This is a genomic window from Marivivens aquimaris, from assembly GCF_015220045.1.
GTDB classification, from domain to species: domain Bacteria; phylum Pseudomonadota; class Alphaproteobacteria; order Rhodobacterales; family Rhodobacteraceae; genus Marivivens; species Marivivens aquimaris.
The window spans coordinates 2,652,264-2,664,908 of record NZ_JADBGB010000001.1 but is presented as its reverse complement, the minus strand read 5'-3'; the positions used below and the strand labels follow the sequence as shown (position 1 = coordinate 2,664,908).

Here is a 12,645-nt window from a genome sequence, read left to right as displayed (position 1 = left end):
AGCCCGCCGTTTTTCTTATTCCAGATCGGTGTTGATCGGGACCAGCACGCGCCCCCTCTGCGTGCCGTTCATCAGCCGCCCTGCGGCCTCGATCACATCCTCGAACGCGACCGTATCCACCAGTTTGTCCAGCAAACGCGGGTCTAGGTCGGTCGACATCCGCTTCCAAGCCTTAATCCGGTCCGCTTGCGGCAGCATTACGCTATCCACGCCGAGCAGAGCGACACCGCGCAGGATGAACGGCGCGACCGTCGCAGGCAGCGCCATACCGCCCGCCAGCCCGCAAGCCGCCACAGCGCCGCGATATTTCAACGAGGCGCAGACGTTCGCCAGCACATGCCCGCCAACCACATCGACAGCCGCCGCCCAGCGTTCCTTCGCCAGCGGACGCCCTTGTTCGGAATAGCCGTCACGCCCGATCACTTCTGCCGCGCCAAGGTCCGTCAGGAACTCTGCCTCTTCGGGACGGCCCGTCATCGCCACCACGCGGTAGCCGAGCTTTGACAGGATCGCGACCGCAATGCTGCCCACGCCGCCCGCCGCGCCCGTGACCAGCACGTCGCCTTTGTCCGGTGTGATCCCGTAATCCTCCAGCGCCATGACGCAGAGCATCGCCGTATAGCCCGCCGTGCCGATGATCATAGCATCGCGCAGGGTGAACGGTTCCTGCAGCGGCACCAGCCAGTCGCCCTTGACCCGCGCCACGTCCGCGAGACCACCCCAGTGACCCTCGCCCACGCCCCATCCGTTCAGCACGACCTTGTCGCCGACCTTGAACGCGGGATTGTCGGACTGCTCCACCACGCCCGAAAAATCGACTCCCGGCACCATTGGCCATTTGCGCACTACCGGCCCCTTGCCCGTGATCGCCAATCCGTCCTTGTAGTTCAGCGTCGAATAGCCGACGCGCACTGTAACATCGCCCTCCGGCAGGTCGGCTTCGTCCACCTCGGCAATCGCTGCCTTGGTCGCGTCGCCGTCTTTCTCGAGCTTGATTGCACGAAACATGTTGCCCTCCTCCTTGGCCTTCGGCGTATGACAGCCGATCCCGCCCACAAAGTCGAGCGACAGAGTGAAGCGTGATTTGCGCCATTCGCATAAACCGTTTTAAATCACTGAAAACATGGAGCCAGATATGCTGTCGCGCCGCGCGATGATCCTGATGACGCTTTCTTCGGTCGCCGCTTGTGGTCGCCGACCCAGCGAGCCCGACCTCTACCCCGGTGAGACCGCACACATGCGCACGCTCATCAACTACTGGGCCGACGAATATGAGGTGCCCCGTTCTCTGTTCCACCGCGTTATCCAGCGCGAGAGCGACTACCGCGCCTTTGCCCGAAACGGCCCCTATTACGGCCTGATGCAGATCCTGCCAGAGACCGCGCGCACGATGGGCCATCGCGGTCCTGCCGACGAACTGCTCGATCCGAACGTCAATCTGCAATACGCGGGCAAATATTTGCGCGGCGCGTGGCTGGTGTCTCGCGGCAATCAGGACAAGGCGGTGATGTGGTACGCGCGCGGCTATTACTACGAGGCCAAGCGGCTCGGTCTACTCTATGAAACCGGCCTACGCACCTAGGCCGGTTTGACGCCGATCCGTTTGAACACAGCGGGCGCGCTCATGATGATGAGCAGAATGCGCAGGATGTGCATAACGGACACGTAGGCGACCTCTTGGCCCATCGACAGGGCGAGCAGCGACATCTCAGTCAAACCGCCTGGCGAATAGGCGAGGAACACCGCCGACACGGGCACGCCCGTGATGGCCGCCGTGATCGACGCATAGATCACACCAACGGCAAGCATCCCTGTACAGGCGACGACACCGAGGCCGACGTCCTTCACCATCTCGCCCAGTGCGACCCCGATAAAGCGGCTGCCGATGATAGTCCCGAGCACGATCTGCGCTGCCACCACGAGGATCGTCGGCGGCGCGATCTCTACCCAGTGCGGGACGTGCGCGGCGGCGGACAGCAGCATCGGCCCCAGCATTCCCGCCGCAGGCAGGCGCAGCAGCTTGCCGAAGGGCACGCCGAGCACCGCGCAGCCCCCGAGGATCAGCCAGTCAGAGATATCCAGCGACCCGACCGCGATCCATGGACGTCCGCCCGATCCTCCGGCGGTCACGCCCAGCACCAGTCCGTAGTACATGCCCACGAATGAAATCACGACGAGGATGCGGGACGCGTGCGCAAGCGCGATCTTGTTTTCCTTGCCGCCGTAGGCCGTGCCCAGCGTCAGCATGTCCACAAGGCCCCCCGGCATGGCCGAGAAATACGCGGTGATGAAGTCGTACTTGCCAACCTTCATGTAGACGAACAGCGACACGACAGCCGCGCTCGCAAGGAACGGGATCATGATGACCAGCGTCGTGAACCATTCGGGAAGGCGGGCGATAATCTCCGCACTGACGGAGGCACCCAGCATCACGCCGATCACAGGGATCACATAGGGGCGGAGCTTGGTCGGTGCCGCAATTGGCATCTTGAGCATCGCCGCCAGCGTATTGATCAGCATCGGGCCGAGCATCCACGGAAGCGGCATTCCGATCCGATATGCTGCGTAGCCTGCGATGACCCCCAAACCGAGTGCCAGTCCCTGACGACGCAACATATCGAAATTCATTTAGTCTGCTCCGAGGTGTTTCTCCCCGCGTTCTTTCGCGAGGTTGATCTGTTTCTGACGCTCGCGGAAACGCGCCTTGTCGGCGTCCGAGGTCTCTTCAATGCAATGATGGCAGGACACGCCTGCTTCGAATTCCTTGCGCGCTTTGTCCTCCGGGAGGATAGCGCGGCGGCACGCGTGGCAAAGCTCGTGCGGGCCTTCGACCAGCCCGTGACCGACCGACACGCGGCCATCGAACACGAAGCACTCGCCGTCCCACATGCTTTCGTCCTGCGGCACGTTTTCGAGGTACTTCAGGATGCCGCCCTTGAGGTGGTACACCTCGTCGATGCCCTGCTGCTTGACGAAGTTCGTCGACTTCTCGCAGCGGATACCGCCCGTGCAGAACATGGCGATGCGCTTGTTGTGGAAGCGCTCCTTGTTGTCTTCCCACCACTGCGGGAATTCGCGGAATGTCTTGGTCTGCGGGTCGATGGCGTTCTTGAACGTCCCGATCGCGTATTCGTAGTCGTTACGGGTGTCGATCACGACAACATCGTCAGCCGAGATCAGTTCGTTCCAGTCTTCAGGTTCGACGTAGTGACCGACGGCAGCGCGCGGATCGACATCGGTCACGCCCATGGTGACGATCTCTTTCTTCAGGCGCACCTTCATCTTGCCGAAGGGCTGCTCTGCCGCAGTGCTTTCCTTCCACTCCAGATCGCTACAACCCGGCAGCGCGCGGATATGCGCGAGCACGTTGTCGATCCCGCCGCGCGGGCCGGCAATCGTGCCGTTGATGCCTTCGCGGGCCAGAAGAAGGGTGCCTGTGACGCCATTGGCCTTGCATAGGTCAAGCAGCGGCTCCCGCAGGGCCGACGGGTCGGCAAACGGCGTGAAGTGGTAAAGGGCTGCGACTGTATACATTGGTATACCATACCTCCGACGATGAGATGGAACAATGCGCGCTACTGCACACTCCGTCCGATAATATCAGTTACCCTCTGCCGCAATGGCGAGGCCATTCACAACGGCGGTAAAAGGGTCGCTCCGTTCTATAACGGCGTGCGGCAGCAGCGATTTCGTACCCTCCGCCACAACACCGAGCAGACTGGAGCCGCCGACCATCACGACCTTGGTGATGTCCTCGCGCCCGATTCCCGCCTTTTCAATCGTGGTGCTGGCCGCCGTCACGATCTCCGCCACGGTCGCGCCAAGCCCCTGATAAAGGTCCACAGGGGCCAGCGGCACCGACAGCCCGCTCTCGAGCACGCGCAGGTCGATGACCCCGTTTCCGGCGTTTGCAGCGATCTTCCCACGTTCGACGGCAAAGGCGATCTCGTGCCCCAGTTCGTCCTCCAAAACCTCCTGCAAGCGGTCCCACAGTTCGGGCTCCACCGCGACCTGAGCCATCTTCGCGACGTTGCGCTTCACATCGGCGGAGTACTGGAACGGGATCTTCTCCCACGTTGCAAGGTCATGGAAAATCGCGTTCGGCGCGCGGTTGGTCTCATTGCCGAAGACGTTCTTCAGCTCCGAGCCATACCCCAGCAGCGGCATCACATGCGCAATGTTCAGCAGCCGGTCGAAATCCGTCCCGCCGATCCGCACGCCGTGGCTGGCGATCACATCAATCGCCCCCGCAGCGCCTTGGAACACGGTAAAGTCCGAGGTGCCGCCGCCGATATCCACGACCAGCCCGTAGCCACTCTCCACCCCGCCGCAGGCAATCGCCGCAGCTTCGGGCTCGGGCAGGAACTCCACGTCCTTGAACCCCGCCATTGCATAACACTCGGCCAGATCGACCGCTGCCTGCGCGTCCCGCTCCATGTCGCGCGAGTGGAAATGCACGGGCCGACCCGACAGCGCGGTATCGAACGTCTGATAGGTCTGCGCCTCCGCCTCGGCCTTCACCTTGGCCAGAAACCGCGCCACGACCTCCATCAGCGTGATCCGCTCCCGCCCGATTAGACGTTTCTCGCGCATCAGCTGGGTGCCCAGAACGCTCTTGAGCGCCCGCATGAACCGCCCCTCGCGCCCTTCGATCAGCGCGGCAACGGCACGGTGGCCATAGATGGGTTTGGCTTGATCAGGGTCGAAAAACACCGCCGTCGGTAGCGTCGTTTCACCCGGCTCCAGCGGGATCACATAGGGGGAGCCGCCCGCCATCACAGCGGCAGCCGTATTCGATGTTCCGAAATCGATTCCGAGACGTGCCATTTACAAACCCCCTTTATCAGAAGCCGCGCTGCCTAATTGCGCGCCGCAGCAGGGTCAAGAGGAACCCGTCCGACCCGCCGGAGGTTGACCATCTGCGTAGCCTTCGTACCTTGCAACCAACGCACCCCAACGGAGCCCTCCGATGCACAGTGACAACCACGCCCTCCTCGTCATCGACGTCCAGAACGACTTCTGCCCCAGAGGCGCGCTTGCCGTTCCCGGTGGGGACGAAATCGTCGCCCCGATCAACGCGCTGATGGACGACTACAAGACCGTCGTCGTCACGCAGGACTGGCACCCCACGGGCCACAAGTCCTTTGCCTCCAGCCATGAGGGCAAAGTCCCGATGGAGATGATCGATATGCCCTACGGCCCGCAGGTCCTCTGGCCTGATCACTGCGTCCAGAACACCAAGGGCGCGGACCTCCACGCCGTGCTCCGCGACGGTGGCAACATCATCATCCGCAAGGGCACCAACCCCGAGATCGACAGCTACTCCGCCTTCTTTGAAAACGACCACGAGACGCCCACGGGCCTCCACGGCTACCTCAAGGAAAAGGGCATCGACACGCTCACCATTGTCGGCCTCGCCACCGATTTCTGCGTGAACTACTCCGCCATCGACGCCGCCAACCTCGGCTACAAAGTCACCGTGTCCTTGGACCACTGCCGCGCCATCGACTTCGACGGCTCCCTCTCCGCCGCCATCGACGCCATGAAAGGCGCAGGCGTCACGGTGGAGTGACCCCTTTCGCCGACATGCTGGTCCGCTGGGCGCTCGACTATCCCGCGCGGCGGACCGAACCGTTCAAGGGCAACGATTTCGCCCACTGGATCAGGCACGATCTGGCGATTGCCGCCCGCGACCTGATTTCGCGCCGCGACCAGCCGCTCAGGATCAAGGCCAGCGCCGGGATCGGCCAATGGGCGTCGATCCCGTGGCTCGGTTTCTTCGACCTACGCGCTACGCTTTCCGCCCGCGATGGCGTCTACGTCGTCTACCTCCTCGCGCCCGAGCTTGGCACGATCACCCTCTCGCTCGTTCACGGCACCGAAACGCTCTACCGCCTGCATGGCCCGACCGAAGGGCGACGGATGCTCCGCGAACGTTCCGCCGCTATCGCCGCCAGCATCCCGCAATTCCACGCTCGTTTCAGCACTGCGCCGATCACCCTCGGATCGCCCGCCGATACGCCCCTGAACTACGAAGCAGGTCACGCGATGGGCCGGACCTACACGCTTTCCGATCTCGCCACGGCCGATCTGAAAGGCGACCTGAACGCGCTCCTCGATGCCTACAACGCATTCATCCTGCTTGAAAAACAGGGCAGTACAGCGTCTACTCGCGCGGAACTGCGCTGAACAAAGGGCCTGCCATGGTCGACCTCGCCACCCGCGTCTATAACCACAAGTGGAAAATCGACCCGATTGTCCGCTCTCTGATCGACACGGATTTCTACAAGCTGCTCATGTGCCAGTCGGTGTTCCGTAACAAGCCGGACACCACCGTCACCTTCAGCCTGATCAACCGCGCCAAGCATATCCGTCTGGCCGAGATGATCGACGAAGGCGAACTGCGCGAACAGCTCGACCATGTGCGCTCCCTCTCGCTCTCGCGTGGCGAGTCCACTTGGCTGCGCGGCAACACCTTCTACGGCAAGCGCCAGATGTTCCGTCCTGACTTTATGGAGTGGTTCGAGAACCTGCGCCTTCCCGATTACCACCTCGAAAAACGCGACGGCCAATTCGAGCTCACCTTCGAAGGCAAATGGCCCGAGGTCATGCTCTGGGAAATCCCCGCGCTCGCCATCCTGATGGAGCTCCGCTCCCGCGCCGTGCTCAACACCATGGGCAAGTTCGAACTGCAGGTGCTCTACGCCCGCGCCATGACGAAGCTGTGGGAAAAGGTCGAAAGCCTGCGCGAAATTCCCGACCTCAAGCTCGCGGACTTCGGCACCCGCCGCCGCCACTCCTATCTGTGGCAGGATTTCTGCGTGCAGGCGCTCGAAGAGGGCCTCGGCGACAAATTCACCGGCACCTCCAACTGCTCCATCGCGATGAAGCGCGACCTCGAAGCGATCGGCACCAACGCCCACGAGCTTCCCATGGTCTACGCCGCGCTGGCCCGGACCGACGAGGAACTCCGCCGCGCGCCCTACGACGTCCTCGCCGACTGGCACGAGGAGCACGAGGGCAACCTGCGCATGATCCTGCCCGACACCTACGGGACCGAGGGCTTTTTGCGTAACGCCCCCGACTGGCTCGCGGGCTGGACGGGGATGCGCATCGACAGCGGTGATCCCGCCGCCGGAGCCGAGACCGCGATCAAATGGTGGAAGGACCGCGGAGAGGACCCCACGCAGAAGCTGGTCATCTTCTCGGACGGTCTGGACACGCAGAAAATCCACGAACTCGCCGCGCAATTCCGCGGTCGGGTCAAGGTGTCCTTCGGCTGGGGGACGATGCTGACCAACGACTTCATCGGCCTCACCCCCGGCAACACGCTCGCCCCCTTCAGCCTCGTGTGCAAAGCCGTCGAGGCCGACGGCCACCCCACCGTCAAACTCAGCGACAACCCCAACAAAGCCATGGGCCCCTCAGAGGAAATCGCCCGCTACAAACGCGTGTTCGGGGTGGGAGAGCAGGAGGCGCTTGAAGTTCGCGTCTAGGTGGTTCAGTCTCGAATGATTGTTGTTGGAGATTGAATTGTCTGAGTTGTTGCAATTATCGTTTCAAACGCAAGTGATGCTTGTGAGTGGTTATATAAGCTATTCACTTGCCTACTCTGGCTGGCGACAAAACCATAGTCACTTTGATACTTCATTTATCATATTGTGTTTTGGCTCAATTTATTTGGCCATAAACTTGCTAATTAAGAGCCTTGTTGAATCAGATCATTTTTCCGTTGAAATAATCTCTTCCCTAGTTGGTATAACTTCGACCGTTATTGCCGCAGTTCTTTGGAGAAATTATTTTAGGATTTTTAGTTTTAAAATTTTTCGAAAAGTCATGAAAGGCGTTGATGACAACCTAATTTCGGCCTTCGATAGTGTAATTAACGATGTAAGCTTGAGTCACTCTGAGTTATTCGTGTCACTTAATAATGGGACATGTTACGAAAGTTATCCGCTAGGTCAATTTAATGATCTTCCCAATGGCCCGTGCACGTATGGACGGGATGGATCAATCGCGATGTATATTACCCGTATTTTCGATGAACATTCGCCTGAAGGACGTCACGCCAAAGGCACCATCAACGAAGATGGTCACCGAATAACAATTATACCCGCTGACCAAATTAGAGAAATTGAGATCAGGAGAAGATAATTATTACTTCTTCCCACTACCAGTAGTTTGCGTACCGCCAGCGCCTGTTGGTTGTGTTGAGCCTTGCGCTCCTCCGATGCCAATTGGCTGCAGACTATGTATCGAGATGGACGAAGACTGGGGACCTTTATTGGTAGTGTTTCCAGACTGACTCTTATCGCTGCTCATTTTTTGCCCTTGTGCTTTGTGGCATCAACCAAGTTATATTTTTGACCTGCCTTTGGCGTCGGTGGAAACGGTTCACCTTTAGTTACGGTCCGCTCCTCACCAGTTTTGCCGCCTCTTGGGCCGACTATTTCGTATTGGCCACTCTTGGTGGCTTTCTCACCTGATTTCACTTTTTACTCCACTAGGGTTGTCTGATTCTTTCTCCATTCTACCATATATTGTGGCAGGAACAAAACAAAAACATTCAATTTTGAGTAGGAGCCGATCTACTCCACCTTCCCCCTGAGCGCCTTAACCTCCCCACGCTTCTTCTTCTCGTCCAGACGTCTGCGTACCGATCCCTTGGTAGGTTTGGTGGCGATGCGGCGTTTGGGGACGTGGGTGGCTTTGAGGATCATTTCGGCGAGCCGTTCGCGGGCGATCTCTCGGTTGCGGGGCTGGCTGCGGGTGTCTTGCACGAACAGGATCAGCGCGCCGTCCTGCGTCCACTTGCTGCCCGCGATGCGCTTCAGGCGGCGCTTGACCGGATCGGGGAGCGAGGGGCTGCGTTCGGCCTCGAAGCGTAGTTCGACAGCCGTTGAGACTTTGTTCACATTCTGACCGCCGGGGCCGGACGAGCGGACGAATTGCTCGGTCAGTTCCCAGTCCTGAATGGTGATCTGGTCATTCACTTTTAACATAAGTTCCAATCGCACCCTTTTCTGCCCTGAAACTAGTGCGAAGTGGGCATCCCGCACCCTTTTCGCGCGTTTGCGGGCAAAATCGGTCCGGTTTTCCGCCTTTGCCGCGCCGGATTGCGCACCCTTTATTCCCGTCAAAAGGGTGCGGACCGGCCCGTTCGGGTGCGAATTAAAAGGGCCGCCGAGGCGATCGGCGACCCTTCGAAAGTCCAGGAGGTGGGCCGGTTAGGCTGTCCCACCTGAGGTTTGAGCCGTCTAAGGGCTGCCTTAGACTACCGCCCCCCAAGTTGTCCCGACCACTTTCTCCAATACCTTTCTCGACACTGGATCACCTCCTTTCAATGAGTTTCGCCTGTATCTCAAGGGTGGCACAGATGTCGTATATGTCAAAATAAAAATCGCTACTGGTTGTAACAGTTTTCACAAATTTTGCGGAGGAGTTCGCCGGTCGCACAGGCTGTAGGCAAGCAATACAGGGGCTGCCTCAATCGAGGATATATTCGGTGATATAGGTCCCGATGAACAGATTTTCGTTGTTGTCCGACACCATCGTGAGCCTGATCCGCCCCTGATCGTCCTCCCAGACAGAGATCCCTTCAAGGTTCGAATGCGTTCCGGTGGTGGTCTCGATCAACGTCTCCTCCGCCCCACCATTCATGTCGAAACGGCGGACTCTGGTTTTGAAACCGAGGCCGACGAAATCGCGTTCGAGTAGATAAAAAAGGCCATCGGGGCCGATGTCGGCACCCGTGACGAGGAACTTGCCGCGACGCGGGATTTCAAAGGCTACGTCCCAATCATTGCGGTAGCGGTAGACGCGGAAGGGGCGGTCATAACGGCCGGAACGTTCGGGAACGGTGTAGATCGTACCGTCAGGGCCGGTCGCCAAAGCCTCGAGGCCGGAGTTCGGCTGGAGGTCCGCAAAGGCCGGATTACGGGCATAGGGCGCGGCAGGACCGGCGGGATCGGTGTAGGACCAGACGCGTGGCGCGGATTCGAAACTGACGATCAGACGGCCATCGGGAGTGATGGAAAGCCCCTCGGAATCGTAGGCAGGGCGTTGCAAGACACGTCCCTGCGGGTTGTGAAGATCGGCTTGCCCAGTGTTGCGGACGCCCTTCAGGACGCCGTTTTCACGCACCAGATCAAGCGTCAGGATCACCCCGCGGTCGGACAGGACGACGGCGGAGTTGCCGCTGTTCTGAACCTCGATTGCGGACAGGCCGCCCTTGATCCCCATGGGTAGGGTGATCTCGGACGACAGGCGCGCGTCGGCATGGGAAGCGCTGGCCCAAAGGGCCAGCAGCAAAGGCAAAAATCGCATCGTTTAATTCGCAGCTACAGCCTGACAGGTGGCGGGAAGCTGCTCCATCAGAAGCGGGCCACTCGGGGTGCCGCCACCGCCGCCGCTGGTCGGGGGCGGCGGGTTCAGGATGTTGTCCACCCAGACCTGCGCATCGGCGCAACCGTCACCTGCGGGCGGCGGATCCTGCGGGACGCAGCTCGGATCACCCGGCTGGCAATTCAGGCGGACGTGGAAGTGATAGTTGTGACCCCACCACGGACGGATTTTGTTGAGCCACGAGCGGTCTCCCGTCGCGTTTTTGCACATCTCTACCTTCGCACCAGGGAAGATGAAGATGCGGGCCACTCGGGGATCGGAAGCAGCGCGGCGCAGAAGCGCCTCGTGTTGCGGGGTCCAACTGTCGTTGGTGTAGGCGCCGCTGGTGCGGTCCATACGGGTGGAGGAGATGTTTTCGCGCTCGGTGACGGTCAGGTTCAGGCGATCAGGTGCGCGCAGCCAGATATCAGCATCGAGGCCGATCTGGTGGCTCGCGTGACCCGTCAGCATCGGACCACCGCGCGGCTGGCTCATGTCACCGACATAGAGCCCTTCCCACCCCGGCAGGGTCGCGGCATAGGCGCTGAGGTCCTGCACGAAGTCGACAAGCTCCGGTTGACCCCAATTGCGGTTGCGGCTGAGGCGCATCGCCTGCCACGTCGGGCCGTTTTCAGCCAGCTCGACAGCGCCGCTGGAACAGCCGCGCGCATAGGAGCCGATGGCCTGCGACGCGCCTGCGTTAGGCGCGTCGATGTGGCCGAACACCTGCTTTGCGACGCGCGGGTCGTCGATCGTCTGTGTAGAAACAGCGGCGCGCGTCGGCGGCGCGCCGTTCTCCGACTTACATGCAACAAGCGCCGTCAGCGCCAGTGCAATCAATCCAAACTTGTACCCCATGCTGCCCGATCTCCGTTTTTGTTAACTGAGCGTAGCATTACCAGACCAATGAGGAAAAGGATGATCACAGGTATGAAACCAAGCTGATTACTGCCTGTCACATAGGTTGTGATGCCGATCAGCATCGGAGCGAGGAATGCCGTTGCCTTGCCGGTCAGAGCAAAGAGGCCGAAAGCCTCGGCAGGACGTTCGGGGTTCGTGTGACGCACCATCAATGAACGGGAGGCCGCATAGAGCGCACCGCCAGCGCCGCCGATCACAGCGCCGCAGATGTAGAACAGGATATCGGGAAGCGACGAACCTTCGGCCAGCGTGATGGGGCCAATGCGTTCGCGGGACATGCTGACGATGATGGTCGACACGAAGATCAGCGCGATTACGGCGGAATAGATCACCGGCTTCGGGCCAAATCGCTTATCAGCCAGACCGCCGAGCCAAGTTACAACTGCTGCGGTAATAACGCCGAGAATACCGAAGACGCCGATCTGCATCGTCTCCCAGCCGAGCACGAGCTTCGCGTAGACACCGCCGAATGCATAGAGCGCGTTCAACGCGTCGCGGTACAGCATCGAACCGATCAGGAAGTAGCTCAGGCTCTTGCTCTGGCTGATGGATTTGACCGAGCGGACGAGTTCTTTGGTCACGAGCGACGGGTTCACGCGGCCTTTGGGCGTGCTGCGGTCATCGCGGACCCAGAGGAAGAACGGGATCATGAAGATCGCGTACCAAAGCGCGATAAACGGCCCGACAGCGCGGGTGCCTTCATTGGTTGCGGGGTCAAGCAGGCCGAAGGCAGGCTGAAGTCCGAGGATCGTCTGGCCCGCACCGTCTTCGAACAGCGTGAGAACGATAATCAGCGCAACAAGGCCGCCCCAGTAGCCGAACGCGGCACCGGAGCCGGAAATCTTGCCGACCTCGCGGTCATTGCCGAGCGACGGAAGGATCGCATTGACGAAGTTCAGCGAGGACTCGGACGCGATGAAGCCGACGTAGAATACGATCAGCACGAGGATCAGGTTCGTGCCGTCCGGCAGAAGGCCCCACATCATCCAAGTCGCGATGAAATAGATGATAGAGAAAAACGCGATCCACGGGACTTTGCGCCCAGAAAGGTCGGCCCACGCGCCGAGGAACGGCGCGGAAATGGCGATGATTAGACCGGCGACCGTCTGGCCCGCGGACCAGAGCGACTGGGCATCCGCCTGCGGCGATAGATGGCCTTGCGCCATGAACCAGTCGGCCGCGACGGCGGCGAAGTATGGTCCGAAAATAAAGGTAAGGCCGAGCGTGTAGAAAGGTTGCTGTGCCCAGTCAAAGGTCATCCAGCCCCAGATGCGTTTCTTGGCGGTCGTCATGGTTCATCCCTGTTCTTGGCCTTCTTAGAGCAGCAAGAACAGGAGACTG

At 60.3% G+C, this 12,645-nt stretch carries 13 protein-coding genes; 5 read left to right on the top strand and 8 right to left on the bottom strand.

Going from position 1 to position 12,645, the window contains the following annotated elements; all coding sequences use genetic code 11:
- Positions 1-15 precede the first annotated feature (15 nt).
- The gene (gene acuI, locus IF204_RS13110; RefSeq protein ID WP_194097556.1) at positions 16-1,008 is read right to left on the bottom strand and encodes an acrylyl-CoA reductase (NADPH); all 993 of its coding nucleotides are present in this window, start codon (positions 1,006-1,008) and stop codon (positions 16-18) included.
- Between the two features lie 127 nt (positions 1,009-1,135).
- Here acuI and IF204_RS13105 point away from each other — a divergent pair, with 127 nt between their 5' ends.
- Entirely contained in the window at positions 1,136-1,582 is a 447-nt protein-coding gene (locus IF204_RS13105; protein ID WP_194097555.1) for a lytic transglycosylase domain-containing protein, read from the top strand.
- Here the strand turns inward: IF204_RS13105 and IF204_RS13100 are convergent.
- The 3 genes from IF204_RS13100 to IF204_RS13090 form a co-directional block, all read right to left on the bottom strand.
- Positions 1,579-2,628 carry an AbrB family transcriptional regulator gene (locus tag IF204_RS13100; protein ID WP_194097554.1) on the bottom strand — a complete coding sequence of 350 codons (1,050 nt, stop codon included), beginning with the start codon at positions 2,626-2,628 and terminating at the stop codon, positions 1,579-1,581. The genes IF204_RS13105 and IF204_RS13100 overlap by 4 nt on opposite strands.
- Positions 2,629-3,534 (bottom strand): oxygen-dependent tRNA uridine(34) hydroxylase TrhO, encoded by a 906-nt coding sequence (gene trhO / locus IF204_RS13095; protein ID WP_194097553.1) that lies wholly within the window; start codon positions 3,532-3,534, stop codon positions 2,629-2,631.
- A gap of 66 nt (positions 3,535-3,600) precedes the next feature.
- The gene (locus tag IF204_RS13090) at positions 3,601-4,827 is read right to left on the bottom strand and encodes an Hsp70 family protein (protein WP_194097552.1); all 1,227 of its coding nucleotides are present in this window, start codon (positions 4,825-4,827) and stop codon (positions 3,601-3,603) included.
- 142 nt (positions 4,828-4,969) lie between these two features.
- On the opposite strand from IF204_RS13090, the gene pncA reads away from it, so the two are divergent.
- From pncA to IF204_RS13070, 4 genes are read left to right on the top strand one after another with little or no spacing between them, the layout of a single operon-like run.
- Positions 4,970-5,572, top strand: a complete 603-nt coding sequence (gene pncA, locus IF204_RS13085; protein WP_194097551.1) for a bifunctional nicotinamidase/pyrazinamidase — start codon at positions 4,970-4,972, stop codon at positions 5,570-5,572.
- Positions 5,569-6,189: an MrcB family domain-containing protein gene (locus IF204_RS13080; protein WP_194097550.1), complete on the top strand. Its 621-nt coding sequence runs from the start codon at positions 5,569-5,571 to the stop codon at positions 6,187-6,189. The genes pncA and IF204_RS13080 overlap by 4 nt, the downstream gene beginning before the upstream one ends.
- Before the next feature lie 14 nt (positions 6,190-6,203).
- Positions 6,204-7,496, top strand: coding sequence for a nicotinate phosphoribosyltransferase (gene pncB / locus IF204_RS13075; RefSeq protein WP_194097549.1), 1,293 nt, complete (start codon positions 6,204-6,206; stop codon positions 7,494-7,496).
- 37 nt (positions 7,497-7,533) lie between these two features.
- Positions 7,534-8,154, top strand: coding sequence for a hypothetical protein (locus tag IF204_RS13070; protein WP_194097548.1), 621 nt, complete (start codon positions 7,534-7,536; stop codon positions 8,152-8,154).
- Positions 8,155-8,588: 434 nt separating this feature from the next.
- On the opposite strand, the gene arfB is transcribed toward IF204_RS13070, so the two are convergent.
- The 4 genes from arfB to IF204_RS13050 all read right to left on the bottom strand — a co-directional run bounded on the left by arfB (position 8,589) and on the right by IF204_RS13050 (position 12,596).
- Positions 8,589-9,002, bottom strand: a complete 414-nt coding sequence (arfB, locus tag IF204_RS13065) for an alternative ribosome rescue aminoacyl-tRNA hydrolase ArfB (RefSeq protein WP_194097547.1) — start codon at positions 9,000-9,002, stop codon at positions 8,589-8,591.
- A gap of 484 nt (positions 9,003-9,486) precedes the next feature.
- Complete coding sequence (locus IF204_RS13060; RefSeq protein WP_194097546.1) at positions 9,487-10,326, bottom strand: esterase-like activity of phytase family protein; 840 nt, start codon at positions 10,324-10,326, stop codon at positions 9,487-9,489.
- 3 nt (positions 10,327-10,329) lie between these two features.
- Positions 10,330-11,241, bottom strand: a complete 912-nt coding sequence (gene mepA, locus IF204_RS13055) for a penicillin-insensitive murein endopeptidase (RefSeq protein ID WP_194097545.1) — start codon at positions 11,239-11,241, stop codon at positions 10,330-10,332.
- Positions 11,220-12,596 (bottom strand): MFS transporter, encoded by a 1,377-nt coding sequence (locus IF204_RS13050; protein WP_194097544.1) that lies wholly within the window; start codon positions 12,594-12,596, stop codon positions 11,220-11,222. Before IF204_RS13050 ends, mepA begins: the two co-directional genes overlap by 22 nt.
- Positions 12,597-12,645 lie beyond the last annotated feature (49 nt).